The organism is Pseudomonas sp. GL-B-12, assembly GCF_019955895.1.
GTDB lineage: Bacteria > Pseudomonadota > Gammaproteobacteria > Pseudomonadales > Pseudomonadaceae > Aquipseudomonas.
Genome location: NZ_JAHBCX010000044.1, coordinates 146,449 through 167,888, shown reverse-complemented (window position 1 = coordinate 167,888; position 21,440 = coordinate 146,449). Strand labels below are relative to the sequence as shown.

18 protein-coding genes are annotated in these 21,440 nt (G+C 60.9%); 11 read left to right on the top strand and 7 right to left on the bottom strand.

The features are described 5' to 3' along the window. Nucleotides 1-4: 4 nt before the first annotated feature. From KGA85_RS23190 to KGA85_RS23180, 3 genes are all read left to right on the top strand, one after another. Nucleotides 5-1,378, top strand: a complete 1,374-nt coding sequence (locus KGA85_RS23190; protein ID WP_223454108.1) for an MFS transporter — start codon at nucleotides 5-7, stop codon at nucleotides 1,376-1,378. 11 nt (nucleotides 1,379-1,389) lie between these two features. Beyond that, nucleotides 1,390-2,943: a galactarate dehydratase gene (gene garD / locus KGA85_RS23185; protein WP_223448107.1), complete on the top strand. Its 1,554-nt coding sequence runs from the start codon at nucleotides 1,390-1,392 to the stop codon at nucleotides 2,941-2,943. 186 nt (nucleotides 2,944-3,129) lie between these two features. Then, the gene (locus tag KGA85_RS23180; RefSeq protein ID WP_223454104.1) at nucleotides 3,130-4,071 is read left to right on the top strand and encodes an AEC family transporter; all 942 of its coding nucleotides are present in this window, start codon (nucleotides 3,130-3,132) and stop codon (nucleotides 4,069-4,071) included. Between the two features lie 107 nt (nucleotides 4,072-4,178). On the opposite strand, the gene KGA85_RS23175 is transcribed toward KGA85_RS23180, so the two are convergent. The 6 genes from KGA85_RS23175 to gatC all read right to left on the bottom strand — a co-directional run bounded on the left by KGA85_RS23175 (nucleotide 4,179) and on the right by gatC (nucleotide 9,434). Continuing rightward, entirely contained in the window at nucleotides 4,179-4,559 is a 381-nt protein-coding gene (locus KGA85_RS23175; protein WP_223454102.1) for a carboxymuconolactone decarboxylase family protein, read from the bottom strand. After that, nucleotides 4,556-5,617, bottom strand: coding sequence for a calcium/sodium antiporter (locus KGA85_RS23170; RefSeq protein ID WP_223454100.1), 1,062 nt, complete (start codon nucleotides 5,615-5,617; stop codon nucleotides 4,556-4,558). The genes KGA85_RS23175 and KGA85_RS23170 overlap by 4 nt, the downstream gene beginning before the upstream one ends. 50 nt (nucleotides 5,618-5,667) lie before the next feature. Beyond that, entirely contained in the window at nucleotides 5,668-6,042 is a 375-nt protein-coding gene (locus KGA85_RS23165; protein ID WP_218429275.1) for a septal ring lytic transglycosylase RlpA family protein, read from the bottom strand. A gap of 179 nt (nucleotides 6,043-6,221) precedes the next feature. Further along, nucleotides 6,222-7,667: an Asp-tRNA(Asn)/Glu-tRNA(Gln) amidotransferase subunit GatB gene (gatB, locus tag KGA85_RS23160; RefSeq protein WP_223455572.1), complete on the bottom strand. Its 1,446-nt coding sequence runs from the start codon at nucleotides 7,665-7,667 to the stop codon at nucleotides 6,222-6,224. 10 nt (nucleotides 7,668-7,677) lie between these two features. Beyond that, entirely contained in the window at nucleotides 7,678-9,129 is a 1,452-nt protein-coding gene (gene gatA, locus KGA85_RS23155; protein ID WP_046040025.1) for an Asp-tRNA(Asn)/Glu-tRNA(Gln) amidotransferase subunit GatA, read from the bottom strand. Nucleotides 9,130-9,146: 17 nt separating this feature from the next. After that, a complete protein-coding gene (gene gatC / locus KGA85_RS23150; RefSeq protein WP_046040026.1) occupies nucleotides 9,147-9,434 on the bottom strand; it encodes an Asp-tRNA(Asn)/Glu-tRNA(Gln) amidotransferase subunit GatC in 288 nt (95 codons plus the stop codon). A gap of 211 nt (nucleotides 9,435-9,645) precedes the next feature. Here gatC and mreB point away from each other — a divergent pair, with 211 nt between their 5' ends. The 8 genes from mreB (at nucleotide 9,646) to tldD (ending at nucleotide 20,841) form a co-directional block, all read left to right on the top strand. Next, the gene (gene mreB / locus KGA85_RS23145; protein WP_002555108.1) at nucleotides 9,646-10,683 is read left to right on the top strand and encodes a rod shape-determining protein MreB; all 1,038 of its coding nucleotides are present in this window, start codon (nucleotides 9,646-9,648) and stop codon (nucleotides 10,681-10,683) included. 143 nt (nucleotides 10,684-10,826) lie between these two features. Beyond that, the gene (gene mreC, locus KGA85_RS23140) at nucleotides 10,827-11,948 is read left to right on the top strand and encodes a rod shape-determining protein MreC (protein WP_223543404.1); all 1,122 of its coding nucleotides are present in this window, start codon (nucleotides 10,827-10,829) and stop codon (nucleotides 11,946-11,948) included. After that, nucleotides 11,948-12,439, top strand: a complete 492-nt coding sequence (mreD, locus tag KGA85_RS23135; protein ID WP_103394147.1) for a rod shape-determining protein MreD — start codon at nucleotides 11,948-11,950, stop codon at nucleotides 12,437-12,439. The genes mreC and mreD overlap by 1 nt, the downstream gene beginning before the upstream one ends. A gap of 32 nt (nucleotides 12,440-12,471) precedes the next feature. Then, the gene (locus KGA85_RS23130) at nucleotides 12,472-13,068 is read left to right on the top strand and encodes a Maf family protein (protein WP_223455573.1); all 597 of its coding nucleotides are present in this window, start codon (nucleotides 12,472-12,474) and stop codon (nucleotides 13,066-13,068) included. A gap of 57 nt (nucleotides 13,069-13,125) precedes the next feature. Next, nucleotides 13,126-14,583: a ribonuclease G gene (gene rng / locus KGA85_RS23125; RefSeq protein ID WP_007970246.1), complete on the top strand. Its 1,458-nt coding sequence runs from the start codon at nucleotides 13,126-13,128 to the stop codon at nucleotides 14,581-14,583. A 75-nt stretch (nucleotides 14,584-14,658) separates the two neighbouring features. Next, nucleotides 14,659-18,462 carry a YhdP family protein gene (locus KGA85_RS23120; protein ID WP_223455574.1) on the top strand — a complete coding sequence of 1,268 codons (3,804 nt, stop codon included), beginning with the start codon at nucleotides 14,659-14,661 and terminating at the stop codon, nucleotides 18,460-18,462. A 69-nt stretch (nucleotides 18,463-18,531) separates the two neighbouring features. Next, entirely contained in the window at nucleotides 18,532-19,386 is an 855-nt protein-coding gene (locus KGA85_RS23115; protein WP_223455575.1) for a carbon-nitrogen hydrolase family protein, read from the top strand. 12 nt (nucleotides 19,387-19,398) lie between these two features. Next, nucleotides 19,399-20,841, top strand: a complete 1,443-nt coding sequence (gene tldD / locus KGA85_RS23110; RefSeq protein ID WP_223455576.1) for a metalloprotease TldD — start codon at nucleotides 19,399-19,401, stop codon at nucleotides 20,839-20,841. Between the two features lie 48 nt (nucleotides 20,842-20,889). Here tldD and yjgA read toward each other — a convergent pair whose 3' ends face one another. Further along, nucleotides 20,890-21,414, bottom strand: a complete 525-nt coding sequence (gene yjgA, locus KGA85_RS23105) for a ribosome biogenesis factor YjgA (protein ID WP_056728351.1) — start codon at nucleotides 21,412-21,414, stop codon at nucleotides 20,890-20,892. Nucleotides 21,415-21,440: the final 26 nt, after the last annotated feature.

Here is a 21,440-nt window from a genome sequence, read left to right as displayed (position 1 = left end):
CTACATGCAATCGACCAAGCCGACTCACGTCCGCTATTTGATCCTGCTCATGCTGTTTCTGGTGACCACGATCAACTACGCCGACCGCGCAACCATCGCAATCGCCGGCTCCAGCCTGCAGAAAGACCTGGGCATTGATGCCGTTACCCTCGGCTACATCTTCTCCGCATTCGGTTGGGCTTACGTGGCCGGGCAAATCCCCGGTGGCTGGCTGCTCGACCGTTTCGGTTCGAAAAAAATCTACGCACTGAGCATCTTCACCTGGTCGCTGTTCACCGTGCTGCAGGGTTATGTCGGCGAGTTCGGCATGTCCACCGCAGTGGTTGCGCTGTTCATGCTGCGCTTTTTGGTGGGGCTGGCCGAAGCGCCATCCTTCCCCGGTAACGCGCGTATCGTGGCGGCCTGGTTCCCGACCGCTGAACGCGGCACTGCCTCGGCTATCTTCAACTCCGCGCAGTACTTCGCCACAGTGCTGTTCGCACCGCTGATGGGCTGGATCGTCTTCACCTTCGGCTGGCAGCACGTGTTCATTGTCATGGGCGTGATCGGCATTGTGTTCTCGCTGATCTGGCTGAAAGTTATCCACAGCCCGCGCCAACACCCGATGATCAACGATGCCGAGTTCAAGCACATCGCCGACAATGGTGGCATGGTCGACCTGGATCAGGACAAGGCCAAAGGTTCGGCCAAACGCAGCGAAGGTCCGAAATGGGACTACGTGCGCCAGTTGCTGACCAACCGCATGATGCTGGGCGTGTACCTGAGCCAGTACTGCATCAACGCCATCACTTATTTCTTCCTGACCTGGTTCCCGGTGTACCTGGTGCAGGAACGCGGCATGACCATTCTCAAGGCCGGTTTTATCGCGTCCTTGCCGGCGATCTGCGGCTTCATCGGTGGTGTGCTCGGCGGGGTGATTTCCGATTACCTGCTGCGCAAAGGCCATTCCCTGACCTTCGCCCGTAAAGCGCCGATCATTGCCGGCCTGCTGGTTTCCAGCAGCATTGTGGCTTGCAACTATGTGGACATCGAATGGATGGTCGTGGGCTTCATGGCCCTGGCGTTCTTCGGTAAAGGCGTGGGCGCGCTGGGCTGGGCCGTGGTCTCCGACACCTCGCCGAAGCAGATCGCCGGTCTGAGTGGCGGCCTGTTCAACATGTTCGGCAACATCGCCTCGATCACTACCCCGATCGTCATCGGCTACATCATCAGCTCCACCGGTTCGTTCAAGTGGGCGCTGGTGTTCGTCGGTTGCAACGCTTTGGTCGCGGTGTTCAGCTATCTGGTCATCGTGGGCCCGATCAAACGCGTGGTGCTCAAAGAGCCACCAGCGAACGGTACTGAAGCCCCTGGCAAATTGTCTCAAACGCATTCCTGAGGAGCGGCGTCATGCAGTTGATTGAACATTCCGACTCGCCGCGCTACATCCGCCTTCACGAGCGGGATAACGTAGTGATCGTCGTCAATGATCAGGGCGTACCGGCCGGTACCGAGTTTGCGGACGGCCTGGTTACCGTGGACTTCGTGCCACAGAGCCACAAGGTCACCCTGGAAGACATTCCCGAAGGTGGCCAGGTGATTCGTTACGGCCAGGTCATTGGCTATGCCTTGCAGCCGATTCCCCGCGGCAGTTGGGTCAAGGAAGATCAACTGCGCATGCCGACCGCGCCACCGCTGGACAGCCTGCCGCTGTCCACCGACGTGCCGGCCGCGCAAGCACCGCTGGAAGGCTTCACCTTCGAGGGTTATCGCAACGCCGACGGCACCGTCGGCACGCGCAACATTCTCGGCATCACTACCACCGTGCAGTGCGTGACCGGGGTGCTGGATCATGCGGTCAAGCGCATCAAGGATGAGTTGCTGCCCAAGTACCCGCACGTCGATGACGTGGTGGCGCTGACCCACAGCTACGGCTGTGGCGTGGCGATCACTGCGACTGACGCGTACATCCCGATCCGCACCGTGCGCAACCTGGCACGCAACCCGAACCTGGGCGGCGAAGCCTTGGTGATCAGCCTGGGCTGCGAGAAATTGCAGGCCGGGCAGGTGATGCACGACAACGACAGTTCGGTGGATCTCAGCGAGCCTTGGTTGTACCGCTTGCAGGATTCCAGTCACGGCTTCACCGAAATGATCGAGCAGATCATGGAACTGGCCGAGACACGCTTGAAGAAGCTCGATCAGCGTCGCCGGGAAACCGTGCCGGCGTCTGAGCTGATCCTGGGCATGCAATGCGGCGGCAGTGATGCGTTCTCCGGCATCACCGCCAACCCGGCGCTCGGTTATGCCTCGGACCTGTTGCTACGGGCCGGTGCGACGGTGATGTTCTCCGAAGTCACCGAAGTGCGCGATGCCATCTATCTGCTGACCTCCCGTGCGGAAAACCAGGACGTCGCCCAGGAACTGGTGCGGGAAATGGACTGGTACGACCGCTACCTGGCCAAGGGCGAGGCGGATCGCAGTGCCAACACCACGCCGGGCAACAAGAAGGGCGGGTTGTCGAACATTGTCGAGAAGTCCCTAGGCTCGATCGTCAAGTCCGGCAGCAGCGCGATCAACGGCGTGCTTGGCCCTGGCGAGCGTTTCAAGCGCAAAGGCCTGATCTTCTGTGCGACCCCGGCCAGCGATTTTGTCTGCGGGACCTTGCAACTTGCGGCAGGGATGAACCTGCATGTGTTCACCACCGGTCGCGGCACGCCTTACGGGTTGGCCATGGCGCCGGTCGTAAAGGTATCGACCCGGACCGAACTGGCGCAACGCTGGCCGGACCTGATCGATATCGACGCCGGGCGCATTGCCACCGGCCGCGCATCGATCGAGGAACTGGGTTGGGAGCTGTTCCACTACTACCTGGACGTGGCCAGCGGCAAGAAACAGACCTGGGCCGAGCAGCACAAGCTGCATAACGACATCACCCTGTTCAACCCGGCGCCGATTACTTAAGACCGAGTCGCCTGCTTCGCGAGCAAGCCCGCTCCCACACTGGATTGTCGTCGCGCACAAATTTTGTGTTCGACACTGATCAAATGTGGGAGCGGGCTTGCTCGCGAAGGCGATCTAGCAGGCGCCGAAGTCTTCAGTGGCTTATCATTAGCCCCCTAACGACGCCCACCCCAAGGTCCTCCCGGTATGCTGGCAATTTTCCTCGAAACCCTGGATATCACTGCGCCGGTATTCGCCATGCTGTTCCTGGGTGTGCTGCTCAAGCGCATCGACTGGATCAACGACAACTTCATCCATACTGCGTCGTCCCTGGTGTTCAACGTCACCATGCCGGCGTTACTTTTTCTGGGCATCCTGCATGCCGACCTGCACGCGGCGTTGCAGCCGGCGCTGCTGATCTACTTCTCCGTGGCGACTCTGGTGTGTTTTGCCATCGCCTGGGGCTGGGCGATCTGGAAGTGCCCGCGGGAAGATCGGGGGATCTACACCCAGGGTGCGTTTCGCGGTAACAACGGGGTCATCGGCCTGGCGCTGGCGGCAAGCATGTACGGCGACTACGGGATTTCCCTTGGGGCGATCCTGGCGGCGCTGGTGATCCTGTTCTACAACACCCTCTCGACCATCGTGCTGGCGGTGTACAGCCCGGTGATCAAGTCCGATCCGTGGAGCATCTGCAAAAGCGTGTTCAGCAATCCGCTGATCATCAGCGTGATTGCGGCTGCACCGTTCGCCTATTTCAAGATCGGCTTGCCGGGCTGGCTGGAGACCTCTGGCCGGTATCTGGCGCAAACCACCTTGCCACTGGCGCTGATCTGCATCGGCGGCACGCTGTCCCTGGCGGCACTGCGTAAAAGCGGCAACATGGCGCTGAGTTCAAGCCTGGTGAAGATGATCGGCTTGCCGGTACTGGCGACGCTGGGGGCGTGGTTGTGGGGTTTTCGCGGGGCGGAACTGGGGATTCTGTTCCTGTACTTCGGCAGCCCGACCGCCGCTGCCAGTTTCGTCATGGCCCGGGCGGCAGACGGCAATCACGAGTTGGCGGCGGCGATTATCGTGATCACCACGCTGATGGCGGCGGTCACCACCAATATCGGGATCTTCTTTTTGCAGTGGGGTGGGTGGATCTAGCCTGACTCAGGCAGTGTTCTTTAGAACCATTCGCGAGCAGGCTCGCTCCCACATTTGGAATGCATTCCCCTGTGGGAGCGAGCCTGCTCGCGAAAGCGTCAGATCAGTCACTCTGGCTTCTGGTAACTGTCGATCACTTCCTGCGCCGCCCTGAACGCATCGATCGCCGCCGGCACGCCGGCATACACCGCGCAATGTAGCAGCGCCTCGCGAATCTCATCCACAGTGCAGCCGTTGTTCAGCGCACCGCGCACGTGACCTTTCAACTCCTGCGGGCACTTCAGTGCAGTCAGGGCGGCAACAGTGATCAGGCTGCGGGTCTTCAGCGGCAGGCCTTCGCGATTCCACACACCGCCCCAGGCGTGTTCATTGACGAAATCCTGCAGCGGCTGGGTGAATTCGGTGGCATTGCCCAGTGCGCGGTCGACGAAGGCGTCGCCCATCACTTGGCGGCGGACTTCAACGCCGGTTTTTTTATTCTCGGTCATGGGACTTCCTTCTTATGGTGTTGGCGATGCCAGGCGCGTAGTGACGTGAACAGCAAAAACGCCACCAACGCCGGCAGGACGAAAAACAGCATCAAGTGTTCCAGCTTGCCGGCCAGTGGCATGCCGGTGGTGAACGACACCACGTGCAGCCCATACGCCAGGTACAAACCCAGAAACAGCAGGCCTTCGGCGCGAGTCACCCGGTAACCGGAATAGAATACCGGCAGGCACAGCGCCGCGACGCTGAGCATCACCGGCAGGTCGAAATCCAGGGCGTTGGGCGACACCGACAGCGGCGACGGCGCCACCAGCGCGGTAAAGCCGAGCACGCCCAGGAGGTTGAACAGGTTGCTGCCAATCACGTTGCCCACGGCAATCTCGCGCTCGCCGCGCATTGCCGCGATCAACGAAGTGGCGAGCTCAGGCAGTGATGTGCTGACGGCGACGATGGTCAGGCCGATGATCCGCTCCGACAACCCAAGATCGGTGGCGACCGCAACCGCTGCACCCAGCAGCAAGTGCCCGGCGTACACCAGCATCGCCAGCCCGGCGATGATCATCAGCACGCTGCTCAGCCATGACGCTTGCACGTTGTGATCATGGCTCGATACCGGGCGTGCCGAATGTCGCGACTGGCGCAGCAACAACCGCAGGTAAATCGCCAGTGCCGTCAGCAACATCACGCCGTCGGCACGGGTCAGTTCTTCATTCCAGGCGAGTACGAACACCAACAGGCTGGCGCCGATCATCAACGGAATATCCAGGCGCACCAATTGCCGGGAAACTCGCAAAGGAATGATCAGCGCAGACAACCCGAGGGTGACGAGGATGTTGAAAATGCTGCTGCCGATCACACTGCCAACGGCGATGTCGGCATTGTGCGCCAGGGTCGCTTGCAGGCTGACCGCCATCTGCGGTGCGCTGCTGCCGAGGGCGACGATGGTCAGGCCGATGATCAGCGGGCGTATGTGCAGCCGCGCGGCGATGCGTACGGCGGCGCGCACCATCAATTCGGCGCCGACAATCAGCAGGAGCAACCCGCTGAGCAATTCGATCACGCTGATCAGGGGTAAATCGGCTAATCCGAAAATGGTCGGGGCTCCATCGGTCAGTCGTCGAGGGCTTGTACGCGAACCCGTGCGGTGCCGCTTTTGAGCATGCCCAGGCGTGCGGCAGCTTCATGGGATAGGTCGATCAGACGGCCACGGGTGTGCGGCCCGCGATCATTGATACGGACCACGCAGGATTTGTCATTATTCAGATTGGTGACCTTCACCCGTGTACCGAAGGGTAGCTGGCGATGGGCGGCGGTCATGGAATTCTTGTCGAAGCGCTCGCCGTTGGCGGTGCGTTTGCCTTGGTGTTTGGCGCCGTAGTACGAAGCCACGCCAGTTTTGTCGTAGCCGTGTGGATCGACGGTGTCGGTGCTGGCGCAACCGGCCAGGAGCGAGAGGAGGGCGCAGGCGCTCAGTAGACGCTTCATTTGGGCGTTCCAAAAAACAAATGTGGGAGCGGCGGTGCGACGATTCGACTTGCTCGCGAATGCATTCTGACAGTCAACATTGAATTGAGTGCCGAACCGCATTCGCGAGCAAGTCGAATCGTCGCACCGCCGCTCCCACAGGGGAAAGGAGCCAGATTTTAGAGCTGGCTCCATTCTCATCAGCCTTCGAGCTTGCTTTTGAGCAGTTCGTTGACCTGTTGCGGGTTGGCCTTGCCTTTGGAGGCTTTCATGGCCTGACCGACGAAGAAGCCGAACATCTTGCCGCGCTTGGCTTCGTCTGCCGCGCGGTATTGTTCGACCTGCTCGGCGTTGGCCGCGAGCATTTCGTCCAGTACCGCCGAGATGGCGCCGGTATCGGTCACTTGCTTGAGGCCGCGCTTGTCGATGATCTCGTCCGCGCTGCCTTCGCCGTTGGCCATCGCTTCAAACACCACCTTGGCGATCTTGCCGGAGATGGTGTTGTCCTTGATGCGCAACAGCATGCCGCCCAGAAGCTCGGCGGAAACCGGCGACTCTTCAATGTCCAGGCCTTGCTTGTTGAGCAGGCTGCCCAACTCGACCATCACCCAGTTCGCCGCCAGTTTGGCGTCGCCGCCGATGCTCGCGACTTTCTCGAAGTAATCGGCTTGCTCGCGGCTGGTGGCCAGGACGCTGGCGTCATAGACCGACAGACCGAATTGCTCCTGGAAGCGCTCGCGTTTTTGCGGTGGCAATTCCGGCAGGGTGGCGCGCACGTCGTCGAGGAACGAGTTCTCGATGACCACCGGCAGCAGGTCCGGATCGGGGAAGTAACGGTAGTCGTTGGCTTCCTCTTTGCTGCGCATCGGACGGGTTTCGTCCTTGTTCGGATCGTACAGGCGGGTCTGCTGGATCACTTTGCCACCGTCTTCGATCAGCTCGATCTGACGCTGGATTTCGCTGTTGATCGCCTTCTCGATGAAGCGGAACGAGTTGACGTTCTTGATCTCGCAGCGGGTGCCGAACTCGACCTGGCCTTTCGGGCGGATCGACACGTTGCAGTCGCAACGCAGCGAACCTTCGGCCATGTTGCCGTCGCAAATCCCTAAGTAACGTACCAGCGCGTGGATCGCCTTGACGTAGGCCACGGCTTCCTTGGCGCTGCGCATGTCCGGTTCGGAAACGATTTCCAGCAGCGGTGTGCCGGCACGGTTCAGGTCGATGCCGCTGGCGCCGCTGAATTCTTCGTGCAGGCTCTTGCCGGCGTCTTCTTCCAGGTGCGCGCGGGTGATGCCGACACGTTTGACTGTGCCGTCTTCCAGGGCGATGTCCAAGTGGCCCTTGCCGACGATCGGCAATTCCATCTGGCTGATCTGGTAGCCCTTGGGCAGGTCCGGGTAGAAGTAGTTTTTACGCGCGAACACGTTGTGCTGGCCGATCTCGGCGTCAATCGCCAGACCGAACATCACCGCCATGCGCACTGCTTCCTGGTTCAGTACCGGCAGCACGCCGGGCATGCCCAGATCGATCAGGCTGGCCTGGGTGTTCGGCTCGGAACCGAACGTGGTGGAACTACCGGAAAAGATTTTCGACCGGGTGGTGAGCTGGGTGTGAATCTCCAGCCCGATCACGACTTCCCATTGCATGTGTGTCTCCTCAGAAGCCGGTTGGGGTGCGGGTGTGCCAGTCAGTGTTCAACTGGTACTGGTGCGCAACGTTGAGCAAGCGGCCTTCCTGGAAATACGGGGCGAGCAGTTGCACGCCGACCGGCAGACCGTCGACAAAACCTGCTGGCATGGACAAGCCCGGCAGACCCGCGAGGTTGGCGGTGATGGTGTAGACATCTTCCAGGTACGCAGCGACCGGGTCGCTGTTCTTGGCGCCGAGCTTCCAGGCCGGATTCGGCGTGGTTGGGCCGAGGATGATGTCGACCTCATTGAAGGCCGCCATGAAGTCGTTCTTGATCAAGCGACGAATCTTCTGCGCCTTCAGGTAATAGGCATCGTAGTAACCGGCCGACAGCGCGTAGGCACCGACCATGATCCGGCGCTGTACTTCCGGGCCGAAGCCTTCGCCACGGGAGCGCTTGTACAGGTCTTCGAGGTTTTTCGGATCTTCGCAGCGATAGCCGAAGCGCACGCCGTCGAAACGCGACAGGTTGGACGAGGCTTCCGCCGGGGCGATCACGTAGTACGCAGGAATCGCGTGCTGCATGTTCGGCAGGCTGATTTCCTTGATCACGGCGCCGAGCTTTTCCAGCTCCTTGACGCTGTTGTGGATCAGCTCGGCGATGCGCGGGTCGAGACCGGCGCTGAAGTATTCCTTCGGCACGCCGATGCGCAGGCCTTGCAGCGAACCGTTGAGGCTGGCGCTGTAGTCCGGCACGGGCTCATCGATGCTGGTGGAGTCGTTCGGATCGAAGCCTGCCATACCTTGCAACAATATTGCGCAGTCTTCGGCGGTGCGTGCCATCGGGCCGCCCTGGTCGAGGCTGGACGCGTAGGCAATCATGCCCCAGCGCGAAACACGACCGTAGGTCGGTTTCAGGCCGGTGAGGTTGGTCAGGGCCGCAGGTTGACGAATGGAACCGCCAGTGTCGGTACCAGTGGCTGCCGGCAACAGACGAGCGGCAACCGCCGCAGCAGAACCACCGGACGAACCGCCCGGAACGTGTTCCAGGTTCCACGGGTTTTTCACCGCGCCGTAGTAGCTCGACTCGTTGGCCGAACCCATGGCGAATTCGTCCATGTTGGTCTTGCCCAGGGTCACGGCCCCGGCAGCGGCCAGCTTGGCGACGACGGTGGCGTCGTACGGTGCCTTGAAGTTGTCGAGCATCTTCGAGCCGCAGCTGGTGCGAATGCCCTGGGTGCAGAACAGGTCTTTGTGGGCGATCGGCGCGCCGAGCAGGGCGCCGCTCTCACCATTGGCCCTGCGGGCGTCAGCGGCTTTCGCCTGCGTCAGCGCCAGGTCTTCGGTGAGGCTGATGAAACTGTTGAGCTGTGGATCGAGCTGGACGATGCGCGCCAGCAGGACCTTGGTCAGCTCTTCGGAGGAAAACTTTTTATCGGCGAGTCCGCGGGCGATCTCGGCCAGAGTCAATTGATGCATTGCAGGCTCTTTCCCTATTAGTCGATGACTTTCGGAACCAGGTACAGGCCGTTTTCGACCGCTGGTGCGATGGACTGGTAGGCCTCGCGGTGATTGGTCTCGGTCACGACGTCTGCGCGCAGGCGCTGGTTGGCTTCCAGTGGGTGGGCCAGCGGTTCGATACCGTCGGTATTGACCGCCTGCATTTCGTCGACCAGCCCGAGAATGCTGTTGAGGGCCGAAGTGATGTGTGGAAGATCGGCATCATTGAGGCCAAGGCAGGCCAGATGAGCGATTTTTTCCACGTCGGAGCGTTCAAGCGCCATTGGGATTCTCCAGTGGAAAACAAAACGGACGGCGTCCGTGTGTTAGATTGTCGGAACACTACCGCACTTCTACGGTCATAAGGCCGCGATTGTGGGGCTTGGTGCACAGAAAAGCGGCCAATTTAACATATTGGCGCCTTGCCCAAAATCCCTGTCGTTGTTAGAGTTTGCCGCACTTTTTTACCCACGCGTTGCCTAGGGTCCCTTTCCCATGTTCAAGAAACTGCGTGGCATGTTTTCCAGCGATCTTTCCATTGACCTGGGCACTGCCAACACCCTTATTTACGTGCGCGAGCGCGGTATCGTCCTGAATGAGCCCTCCGTTGTGGCCATTCGGACACACGGTAACCAGAAAAGTGTCGTTGCTGTCGGCACCGAAGCCAAGCGCATGCTCGGCCGTACGCCGGGCAACATTGCTGCCATTCGTCCGATGAAGGATGGCGTGATCGCTGACTTCAGCGTGTGCGAAAAAATGCTGCAGTATTTTATCAACAAGGTTCACGAAAACAGCTTCCTGCAACCTAGCCCTCGTGTGTTGATCTGCGTTCCATGCAAATCCACCCAGGTTGAGCGTCGTGCAATCCGTGAATCGGCCCTTGGTGCCGGTGCCCGTGAAGTGTTCCTGATCGAAGAGCCAATGGCCGCTGCGATCGGTGCCGGCCTGCCGGTTGAAGAAGCTCGCGGTTCGATGGTCGTGGATATCGGTGGCGGTACCACCGAAATCGCGCTGATCTCCCTGAACGGTGTGGTTTACGCCGAATCCGTGCGCGTTGGCGGCGACCGCTTCGACGAAGCGATCATCACCTACGTGCGTCGCAACTACGGCAGCCTGATCGGTGAATCCACCGCCGAACGCATCAAACAGGAAATCGGTACCGCCTACCCGGGCGGTGAAGTTCGCGAAGTCGACGTTCGTGGCCGTAACCTGGCCGAAGGCGTTCCACGCGCATTCACCCTGAACTCCAACGAAGTGCTGGAAGCTCTGCAAGAGTCCCTGGCAACTATCGTTCAGGCCGTGAAAAGCGCTCTGGAGCAATCGCCTCCGGAACTGGCTTCCGACATCGCCGAGCGCGGTCTGGTACTGACCGGTGGTGGCGCCTTGCTACGTGACCTGGACAAATTGCTGGCCCAGGAAACCGGTTTGCCGGTGATCGTTGCCGAAGACCCGCTGACCTGCGTTGCTCGCGGCGGTGGCCGTGCATTGGAAATGATGGATAAACACACCATGGACCTGCTTTCCAGCGAATAAGTCGCCGGATTGCCTCTATGCTGTTGAGCGCGCAGGCGGCACTTTGCAGTGCTGCCTGTTCGCGTTTATCTTCTGTCAGTCTGCATCCAGGCCGGATTGCTGCCGTATGAATAAACAGAACATTTGCCTGGGAGGAGCGGCTTATTAAACCGCTTTTCACCAAGGGCCCTTCACTGGGCGTGCGCCTGTTGGTGCTGGTCGTGCTATCGGTCGCGCTGATGGTGGTCGATGCCCGCTTCAGTCTGCTCAAGCCTGCACGCAGCCAGATGTCGCTGGTGCTGATGGACGCCTACTGGATCACCGACCTGCCCGGACGACTGTGGGAAGGCGTTGCCAGTCAGTTTGGCAGCCGGACCGAACTCGTCGCCGAAAACGAAAAACTCAAAAGCGAAAACCTGCTGTTGCAGGGGCGCATGCAGAAGCTTGCCTCCCTGACCGAGCAGAATGTTCGGCTGCGCGAGTTGCTCAACTCGTCGGCACTGGTCAATGAAAAGGTCGAAGTGGCCGAGTTGATCGGCATGGACCCCAACCCCTTCACCCATCGCATCATCATCAACAAAGGTGAGCGTGACGGAGTGGTCCTCGGCCAGCCAGTGCTCGATGCCCGTGGCCTGATGGGCCAGGTGGTCGAGTTAATGCCCTACACCTCCCGTGTCTTGCTGCTGACCGATACCACCCACAGTATTCCGGTGCAGGTGAACCGTAACGGTTTGCGGGCGATTGCCAGCGGCACCGGTAACCCGGAACGTCTCGAGTTGCGGCATGTGGCCGATACCGCCGACATCAAGGAAGGCGACTTGCTGGTCAGCTCCGGCCTCGGCCAACGATTCCCGGCCGGTTACCCGGTGGCGACGGTCAAGGAAGTGATTCACGATTCCGGCCAGCCGTTTGCCATTGTCCGCGCCATTCCGACTGCTGCCTTGAACCGTAGCCGTTATCTGCTGCTGGTGTTCAGCGACAACCGGACTGCCGAAGAGCGCGCCAACGACGCCGCACAGGCTCAGGAAAGCCTGGACGCGCAGGGCGGTGGGCCGATCATTCCGGCGACAGTTCCGAAACTGGTCAGCCCCGTGGTCCCTGCCGCACCAGCCGCTGCACCAGTGGCTCCTGCGGCCACTGCGCCAGCCAAGACAACCACCACGCCAGCCAAGCCTGCGGCCACGCATCCTGTGGCGGCTAAACCGCCAGCGGCGCAACCCGCTGCCGCGAAGCCTGCCGCCAAACCGCCAGTCTCCGCGCCGGCCACTCCTGTGGGAAGAGAATAATGGCCGGTGTAAAAGCATCCCGAAACGGCTGGATAGTCTGGCTGACGTTTGCCGTCGGACTGCTGCTGAGCGTTTCGCCTCTGCCGCAATTCATGGAAATCCTGCGCCCGCTGTGGCTGGCCTTGTTGCTGGCATTCTGGGCGTTGAACCTGCCGCAGACCGTCGGGATGGTGACGGCGTTTTGCCTGGGGCTGGCTGAAGACGTGCTCTACGGTACCTTGCTGGGTCAGAATGCCTTGATCCTGACGCTCATCACCTATCTGGTGCTGGCGCTGCAACAACGCCTGCGGATGTTCCCGATGTGGCAGCAGAGCCTGGTGATTCTGGTGATCTTCGGCCTCGCCCAGCTTGTACAACTTTGGCTCAGCGCATTGACCGGCAATCGTCAGCCAACGCTGGCGCTGGTGCTGCCGGCACTGGTCAGTGCATTGCTCTGGCCCTGGATCAGTTTCGGTTTGCGCGGATTGCGTCGACGCTACAAAATCAATTAATTCGCTCAGGCATTAGACAGGGAGAGGTCTTGATGAAACGGTTGTACCTCGCCTCTGGCTCGCCGCGTCGGCGTGAGTTGCTCACGCAGATCGGCGTTCCGTTCTCCGCCGTCAGTGCGGATATCGATGAAACCTCTGTATCCCAAGAGTCCCCATCGGCCTATGTCGAGCGTCTGGCGCGCGGCAAGGCCGAGGCCGGGCGCGGCGGCGTCGTGTCTGACGAACCGTTCTGCGTGCTCGGCGCCGATACCGCCGTGGTGCTCGATGGAAAAATTCTCGGCAAACCGGTTGATCGAGCGGATGCGTGCGCCATGCTGATGATGTTGTCAGGGTGTGAGCATGAGGTCCTGACCGCGATTGCCGTGCTCGATGGCGAACGTTGCGAGTCCCGGGTTGTCACCAGTCGCGTGCGTTTTCGGGATATCAGTCGTGAAGAAGCCGTGGCCTACTGGGCCAGCGGTGAACCACAGGACAAGGCGGGCGGTTATGGCATTCAAGGACTGGGTGCGGTGTTTGTCGCCGGGCTCGATGGAAGTTATTCAGCGGTGGTCGGACTGCCGCTTTGCGAAACCGCGGAACTGCTCGGCCATTTCGGCATACCCTGTTGGCAACCCCGGAACGCGCTTTAAGCGTCTTCCTGAACAGATGCGGCCATAATCGTGAACATGCCTGAACGAGACCCTGCCATGAGTGAAGAGATCCTGATCAACATCACGCCGATGGAGTCGCGCGTGGCGGTGGTCGAAAACGGTGTCCTGCAAGAGGTCCATGTCGAGCGCACACAAAAGCGCGGGATTGTCGGCAACATCTATAAAGGCAAAGTCGTGCGGGTACTGCCGGGCATGCAGGCGGCATTCGTCGATATCGGCCTGGACCGTGCCGCGTTCATTCATGCGTCGGAAATTTCCCTGCGCGAAGGCCCGGCGGTCGAGAGCATCAGTGCACTGGTGCACGAGGGCCAGAGCCTGGTGGTGCAAGTGACCAAGGACCCGATCGGTTCCAAAGGCGCACGCCTGACCACCCAGCTTTCGATTCCTTCGCGTTACCTGGTGTACATGCCGCGCACCGCTCACGTCGGCATTTCCCTGAAGATCGAAGACGAAGCCGAGCGCGAACGCCTCAAGCAAGTGGTCACCGACTGCGTGGCCAAGGAAGGGATCAAGGAGGCCGGCGGTTTCATATTGCGTACGGCAGCCGAAGGCGCCGGCGCCGATGAAATCCTCATGGACATCCGCTACCTGCGCCGGCTCTGGGATCAGATCAGCGCCCAGATCAAAACCATCAGCGCGCCTAGCGTGATCTACGAAGACCTCGGTCTGGCGCTGCGCACCCTGCGTGACCTGGTGAGCCCGAAAATCGAGAAGATCCGCATCGACTCCCGGGAAACCTTCCAGAAAACCACGCAATTCGTCGCCGAGTTGATGCCCGAGATTGCCGACCGTCTGGAGCATTACCCGGGCGAGCGGCCGATTTTCGACCTGTATGGCGTCGAAGACGAAATCCAGAAGGCGCTCGAACGCAAGGTCCCCCTCAAGTCCGGCGGTTATCTGGTGGTCGACCCGGCGGAAGCCATGAGCACCATCGACGTCAACACCGGGGCGTTCGTCGGCCATCGCAACCTCGAAGAAACCATCTTCAAGACCAACCTCGAAGCCGCGACGGCCATCGCCCGTCAATTGCGCCTGCGTAATCTGGGCGGAATCATCATCATCGACTTCATCGACATGGAAGATGAAGAACACCAGCGCCAGGTGTTGCGCACACTCGAAAAGCAACTGGAGCGTGATCACGCCAAGACCAACATCATCGGTATCACCGAACTGGGCCTGGTGCAGATGACCCGCAAGCGCACCCGCGAAAGCCTTGAACAAGTGTTGTGCGAGCCATGCAACGCCTGTCAGGGACGCGGCAAGCTCAAGACCCCGGAAACCGTTTGCTACGAAATCTTCCGCGAAATCCTGCGTGAGGCTCGCGCCTATCAGGCGGAAGGCTATCGTGTATTGGCAAACCAGAAAGTGGTGGACCGCCTGCTCGACGAAGAGTCGGGCAACGTCGCCGAGCTGGAAGGGTTTATCGGGCGCACCATCCGCTTTCAGGTCGAAACCATGTATTCCCAGGAACAATACGACGTGGTGCTGCTCTGAAGCGTATCGTTTTGATTGTTCGAGAATGGCTGGCCTCAGCTTTTTGCAAATTTTTTGCCATGGGGGCCACCTGACATGGACCGTCTGACACGCATTTTGGCCGTACTGACCCGTTGGGGTCTGGGCCTGTGCGCGTTGGTTTTGGTGTTGATGGCGCTCTACGTCAGCCTGGGCCGGGAGCTGACGCCGTTAGTCGCCGAGTACCGTGCCGACATCGAAACCAAAGCCAGCGATGCCTTGGGCATGCCGTTGCAGATCGGTGAGCTGGAAGGCAACTGGAGTGGATTTGCCCCCATACTGATGGCGCACGACGTGACGGTCGGCGAGGGCGCCAATGCCTTGCACCTGGATCAGGTGCGCGCAGTGCCGGACATTTGGGCCAGCCTGCTGGCCCGTCAGGTACGCATTGCTCATCTGCAACTCAGTGGCCTGAAAATCAGCGTCAAGGAGGGCGACGACGGTCAATGGGCGCTGGAAGGTTTGCCGGTGCAACAGGATCAACCAACCGATCCGGAACAGATGCTCAATCGTATGCAGATGATCCAGCAACTGTCGGTACTCGACAGCCAGGTGACTTTGCAGCCGTTTGCACAGTCGCCGCTGACCCTGACCTACGTCGGCCTCAATCTGAAAACCGGGGAGTCGCGGCAGCGGCTCGACGCACGGCTGACGCTGCCTGACGGGCAGCCGGTGGCCATGAGTCTGCGCACCCGCATTCGAGCCAGTCAATGGAGGGATGGTGAAGCCGAGGTCTATCTAAGCCTGCCGCAAAGTGACTGGTCTAAGTGGTTGCCCGAGCGAGTGACCCAAGAGTGGAGTTTCTCTGAGATCAAAGCTGGTGGCGAGCTTTGGCTGACCTGGGGCAAAGGCTCCATGCAAAGCGCTGCGGTGCGCTTGAACGCGCCACAACTCAAGGGTGCCTATGCCGAGCGCAGGCCGGTCCAGATCAATAACCTGGCGCTCAATGGATACTTCCAGCGCAATGCCGAAGGCGTGTCAGTGACTCTCGATTCCCTGGCGATGAACCTCGGCGAGACCCGCTGGGAGACGCATCTGCAGCTCAAGCAACGCGCCGCCACTGATAAAGCCGAAGAGCTCTGGCATCTGCAAGCCGACCGGGTTGATCTCTCTCCACTTACCCCGTTGCTCAACGCCCTGGCGCCGTTGCCAGAAGGTTTTGCCACGGTCGTCGAGCGGCTCAAAGTCACGGGTGGCCTGCGTAACGTGCTGGTCGACTTCCGCCCCAATGCCACCGACGACAGCAAGTTCGGCTTTGCCGCCAACCTCGATCAGGTAGGCTTCGATGCCTATCACGGTGCGCCGGCGGCGCGGAATGTCAGCGGCAGCATCAGCGGTGACCTGGGGCAAGGCGAGTTGCGCATGGACAGCAAGGATTTCATGCTGCACCTGGACCCGATTTTCGCCAAGCCGTGGCAGTACATTCAGGCCAATGCGCGGCTGACCTGGAAACTCGATAAAGAAAGTTTCACCCTGATCGCGCCGTACCTGAAAGTGCTGGGCGAGGAAGGCAAGATTGCCGGCGACTTTCTGATTCGCCTGCATTTCGATCGCACCCAGGAAGACTACATGGACCTGCGGGTCGGCATGGTGGACGGTGACGGTCGCTACACCGCCAAGTACCTGCCGGCAGTCCTCAGCCCGGCGCTGGATGAATGGCTGCGCACGGCGATTCTCAAGGGCGCGGTGGATCAAGGCTTCTTCCAGTATCAAGGGTCGCTCAGCCATGGTGCCGCGGACGTCGATCGCAGCATCAGCCTGTTCTTCAAGGTTCACGATGCCGAACTGGCCTTCCAGCCGGGCTGGCCCCATGTCAGCAAGGTCAGCGGTGATGTGTTTGTCGAGGACAGCGGGGTGCGGATTCTGGCCAGCAAGGGCCAGTTGCTCGACACGCAGGTCAGCGATATCTACGTCAACATTCCCCATGTGCCGGCGGGGCAAAACGTTCATTTGTTCCTCGATGGCGGATTTACCGGCGGTTTGGGCGATGGCCTGAAAATCCTCCAGGAGGCGCCGATCGGCACCGGGGCAACCTTTGCCGGCTGGGAAGGCGAGGGAGACCTGCAAGGCAAGTTGAAGCTGGATATTCCGTTGGCAAAAGGCGAGGAGCCGAAGATCCTCGTCGACTTCAAGACGGCCAAGGCACGCTTGAAGCTGGCCGAACCTGTACTGGAACTGACCCAGCTCAAAGGTGATTTCCGTTTCGACAGTGCCAAAGGCCTGAGCGGGCAGAACATCAGCGCACGGGCGTTCGAAAAGCCGGTCACTGCACAGATTTTTGCCGATGGCCGCCCGGGCAAACTCAATACCCGGGTCACCGCGTCGGGCCAGGTCGAGGTCAAGAAACTGACCGACTGGCTGAAGGTGACCCAGCCTCTGCCGGTGAGCGGCGTGATCCCGTATCAACTGCAACTGACCCTGGACGGTGCAGACAGCCAATTGAGGGTCAATTCCAACCTCAAGGGCGTGGCCGTCGATTTGCCTGCACCGTTCGGCATGACCGCCGATGCCGGACGTGACACGACGTTCCGCATGACCTTGCAGGGCGACGAGCGGCGCTATTGGGTCAACTACGCGGACCTGGCGAGTTTCACGTTTGCGGCCCCGGCCAGCAATTTCGCCGACGGTCGCGGGGACTTGTTCCTCGGTGGCGGCGAGGCCGTGTTGCCTGGCACCAAAGGCCTGCGGGTAAGGGGTGTGCTGTCGGAGCTGGACGTTGGCCCGTGGAAGGATCTGGTGGATAAATACGCCGGGCAGGACCCCGGCGGCAGCGCCAAGCAATTACTCAGCGGCGCGGATTTCAAGGTGGGCAAGCTCAGCGGTATCGGTACCACGCTCGATCAGGCCTCGATCCAGCTGGCACGCAAGCCTTCCGCCTGGGCGCTGCAACTCGACAGCCAGCAGATCAAGGGCAGCGCCAGCCTTCCCGATTCGAAGGCCACGCCAATCACGATCAATCTGCAAACCGTGCGCCTGCCCGCACCGGACCCGGCCGTGCTGGCCGATGAAAACTCGCCGGATCCTCTGGCGTCGGTGGACCCGACGAAAATCCCCGCGATGGACATCATCATCAATCAGCTATTCCAGGGCCCGGATCTGGTGGGGGGCTGGTCGCTGAAGATCCGTCCGACGGCCAAGGGCATCGCGTTCAACTCGCTGGACCTGGGCCTCAAGGGCATGCTGTTGGTGGGCAGCGGTGGCTGGGAAGGCGTGCCTGGCGCCAGCAACAGCTGGTACAAGGGCCGTATCAGCGGCAAGAACCTCGCCGACGTGCTCAAGGGCTGGGGGTTTGCGCCGAGCGTCACCAGCCAGGACTTTTATATGGATGTCGATGGCCGCTGGCCCGGCTCGCCGGCCTGGGTGGCGACCAAACGCTTCTCCGGTTCGCTCGATGCGACGCTCAATCAGGGCCAGTTCGTCGAGGTCGAAGGCAGTGCCCAGGCGTTGCGGGTATTTGGTTTGCTTAACTTCAACTCCATCGGCCGGCGCCTGCGCCTGGACTTCTCCGACCTGTTCGGCAAAGGTCTGAGTTATGACCGGGTCAAGGGGCTGCTGGTTGGGACCAATGGGGTGTATGTCACCCGTGAGCCGATCCGGCTGACCGGCCCGTCGAGCACCATCGAACTCGATGGCACCCTGAACATGGTGGCCGATCAGATCGATGCGAAACTGCTGGTGACCTTGCCAGTGACCAATAACTTGCCGATCGCCGCACTGATCGTCGGTGCACCCGCGGTCGGCGGGGCGCTATTCCTGATCGACAAGCTGATCGGTGACCGCGTTTCCCGTTTCGCCAGTGTGAAGTACACCGTCCAGGGGCCGTGGAAAGAACCGAAAATCACCTTCGACAAGGCTTTTTGAGATCCTTTTGAAAAGGCACTCGGCAAGCCTATGGAGTAGCATGGCCGCATACGATTCCAGGAGTGCGCCATGTCTGTAGCGGTGATTCAAATGGTCAGCCAGAGCGATGTGCCGGCCAATCTGGCCCAGGCCCGTCGCTTGCTCGAGCAAGCGGCCGCCGGTGGTGCGCAGCTCGCGGTATTGCCGGAAAACTTCGCAGCCATGGGCCGGCGCGACATTGCCGACATCGGGCGCGCCGAAGCACTGGGCGAAGGCCCGATCCTGCCCTGGTTGAAACAGACCGCACGCGACCTCAAGTTATGGATTGTGGCCGGCACATTGCCGTTGCCGCCGGTGGATCAGCCGACGGCCAAAGTGCATGCCTGTTCGTTGCTGGTCGATGACCAGGGCGAAACGGTGGCGCGCTACGACAAGCTGCACCTGTTCGATGTGGACGTGGCGGACAATCGTGGCCGTTATCGTGAATCCGATGACTATGCTTATGGCAATGGGGTGGTCGTGGCGGACACGCCCGTCGGCCGGGTCGGCCTGACGGTCTGCTATGACCTGCGCTTTCCCGAGCTGTACAGCGAATTGCGCGCGGCCGGCGCGGAACTGATTACCGCCCCTTCGGCCTTCACGGCGGTGACAGGTGCGGCGCATTGGGATGTGCTGATCCGTGCGCGAGCCATCGAGACGCAATGTTACGTGCTCGCGGCTGCCCAGGGCGGGACGCATCCGGGGCCGCGGGAAACCTTTGGCCATGCCGCCATCGTCGACCCGTGGGGGCGTGTGCTGGCGCAACAGGATCAAGGCGAGGCCGTGCTGCTGGCCGAACGCGACAGCAGCGAACAGGCGTCCATCCGGGCGCGGATGCCGGTGTCCAGTCACCGGCGCTTTTTCTCGCAGGGCGCCCAGCGACCTGCATCAGAACGACGAATTTAAGGCGTAAAGCATATGAGCGAGTTGTTGTCCTCAGTCAGTGAACACCTGCTGGCGCCCGGTGGCGTCACGATCGAGAGCCTGCAAGGCGTGCTCGGCGACCTGGCCGGGCCGGGCATCGATGCGGCCGACCTTTATTTCCAGGGGCAGATCTCCGAGTCCTGGGCGCTGGAAGACGGCATCGTCAAGGAAGGCAGCTTCAACCTTGACCAAGGTGTGGGCGTGCGCGCGCAATCGGGTGAAAAAACCGGGTTTGCCTACAGCAATGCCATCACGCTTGAAGCCCTGGGCGCGGCGGCGCGGGCCGCCCGTTCGATTTCCCGGGCCGGGCAGCATGGCACGGTACAGGCATTCACCAGTCAGGATGTCGCGCAGTTGTATGCGCCGGACAATCCCCTGGAAGTGCTGACCCGTGCCGAGAAAGTCGATTTGCTCAAGCGAATCGATGCCGCGACCCGCGCCCTCGACCCTCGCATCCAGCAAGTCACCGTGAGCATGGCCGGTGTCTGGGAGCGGATTCTGGTGGCTTCCACCGATGGCGGTCTGGCGGCGGATGTGCGCCCGCTGGTGCGTTTCAACGTCAGCGTGATCGTTGAGCAGAACGGTCGGCGTGAGCGCGGCGGCCATGGTGGTGGCGGTCGGACCGATTACCGTTACTTCCTCGGCGAAGACCGCGCCATGGGCTATGCCCGTGAAGCGTTGCGCCAGGCGCTGGTCAATCTCGAAGCCATCCCGGCACCGGCCGGTACCTTGCCGGTGGTGCTCGGTTCCGGTTGGTCGGGCGTGCTGTTGCACGAAGCCGTCGGTCATGGTCTGGAGGGCGACTTCAACCGCAAGGGCAGTTCGGCTTACAGCGGGCGCATGGGTGAGATGGTTGCGTCGAAGCTTTGCACCATTGTCGATGACGGCACCCTGGCCGGTCGCCGCGGCTCGTTGAGCGTCGACGACGAAGGCACGCCGACCGAGTGCACCACGCTGATCGAAAACGGCGTGCTCAAAGGCTACATGCAGGACAAGCTCAATGCGCGCCTGATGGGCGTGGCCCGCACCGGTAACGGTCGTCGCGAATCCTACGCGCACCTGCCGATGCCACGCATGACCAACACCTACATGCTCGCCGGTGAAAGCGATCCGGCGGAAATCATCGCCTCGGTGAAACGCGGCATCTACTGCGCCAACCTGGGTGGCGGTCAGGTGGACATCACCAGTGGCAAGTTCGTGTTCTCCACAAGCGAGGCGTACCTGATCGAGGACGGCAAGATCACTGCTCCGGTCAAAGGCGCGACCCTGATCGGCAACGGGCCGGAAGCCATGAGCAAAGTGTCGATGGTCGGTAATGATCTGGCGCTGGACAGCGGCGTGGGCACGTGTGGCAAGGATGGGCAGTCGGTGCCGGTGGGTGTCGGCCAGCCAACGCTGAAGATTGATGCGATCACCGTGGGTGGCACGGGTTCGTAAGAAGTGAGGCTGCGGGTGAGCTGCGAGGCAGCTCACCCGATTCGAGAATTAACGCAGACCGCGTTGAGTCTCGTCCAGCTCACGGATGTACTTGAAGATTTTACGGCTGGAAGCAGGAGGCTTGTTTTGCGCAACCTCATGCTGGGCCTGACGGATCAGGGAACGCAATTGCTGGCGGTCCGCGTCCGGGTAGTCGACGACGAATTTTTCCAGAACGGCATCGTCGCCGGCAATCAGACGATCGCGCCAGCGCTCCAGGTTATGGAAGCGTTCGTTGTATTGGCGAGTGGAGGCATCGAGTTGATCGAGCAAAACCAGAATCGCGGCAGTGTCCTGATCGCGCATCAGTTTGCCGATGAACTGAAGGTGCCGTTTACGCGCGATGTTCGCGGTGTGCTTGGGCGCATCGGCCAGAGCCCGACGCATTCCGTCGGTCAAGGGCAGTTTTGCCAGCAAGTCAGGCTTGAGTGTTGTAAGGCGCTCGCCAAGGTCAACCAGAGCATGCAGCTCGCGTTTAACCTGGGATTTGCTTTTTTCTCCCGTATCGAGGGAGTCGTCGTAAGAATCAACCATGGTGGCCGTCCGCAAAGAAACGCCGC

Excerpts from the sequence above, each read along its gene's own strand:
- KGA85_RS23130 (WP_223455573.1), top strand. The coding sequence starts at position 12,472 with ATGAAACGGTTGTACCTCGCCTCTGGCTCGCCGCGTCGGCGTGAGTTG.
- KGA85_RS23120 (WP_223455574.1), top strand. The coding sequence starts at position 14,659 with ATGGACCGTCTGACACGCATTTTGGCCGTACTGACCCGTTGGGGTCTG.
- KGA85_RS23190 (WP_223454108.1), top strand. The coding sequence starts at position 5 with ATGCAATCGACCAAGCCGACTCACGTCCGCTATTTGATCCTGCTCATG.
- tldD (WP_223455576.1), top strand. The coding sequence starts at position 19,399 with ATGAGCGAGTTGTTGTCCTCAGTCAGTGAACACCTGCTGGCGCCCGGT.
- mreB (WP_002555108.1), top strand. The coding sequence starts at position 9,646 with ATGTTCAAGAAACTGCGTGGCATGTTTTCCAGCGATCTTTCCATTGAC.
- gatB (WP_223455572.1), bottom strand. The coding sequence starts at position 7,667 with ATGCAATGGGAAGTCGTGATCGGGCTGGAGATTCACACCCAGCTCACC.
- KGA85_RS23175 (WP_223454102.1), bottom strand. The coding sequence starts at position 4,559 with ATGACCGAGAATAAAAAAACCGGCGTTGAAGTCCGCCGCCAAGTGATG.
- mreD (WP_103394147.1), top strand. The coding sequence starts at position 11,948 with ATGGCCGGTGTAAAAGCATCCCGAAACGGCTGGATAGTCTGGCTGACG.
- gatC (WP_046040026.1), bottom strand. The coding sequence starts at position 9,434 with ATGGCGCTTGAACGCTCCGACGTGGAAAAAATCGCTCATCTGGCCTGC.
- KGA85_RS23180 (WP_223454104.1), top strand. The coding sequence starts at position 3,130 with ATGCTGGCAATTTTCCTCGAAACCCTGGATATCACTGCGCCGGTATTC.
- KGA85_RS23165 (WP_218429275.1), bottom strand. The coding sequence starts at position 6,042 with ATGAAGCGTCTACTGAGCGCCTGCGCCCTCCTCTCGCTCCTGGCCGGT.
- garD (WP_223448107.1), top strand. The coding sequence starts at position 1,390 with ATGCAGTTGATTGAACATTCCGACTCGCCGCGCTACATCCGCCTTCAC.
- rng (WP_007970246.1), top strand. The coding sequence starts at position 13,126 with ATGAGTGAAGAGATCCTGATCAACATCACGCCGATGGAGTCGCGCGTG.
- KGA85_RS23115 (WP_223455575.1), top strand. The coding sequence starts at position 18,532 with ATGTCTGTAGCGGTGATTCAAATGGTCAGCCAGAGCGATGTGCCGGCC.
- gatA (WP_046040025.1), bottom strand. The coding sequence starts at position 9,129 with ATGCATCAATTGACTCTGGCCGAGATCGCCCGCGGACTCGCCGATAAA.
- yjgA (WP_056728351.1), bottom strand. The coding sequence starts at position 21,414 with ATGGTTGATTCTTACGACGACTCCCTCGATACGGGAGAAAAAAGCAAA.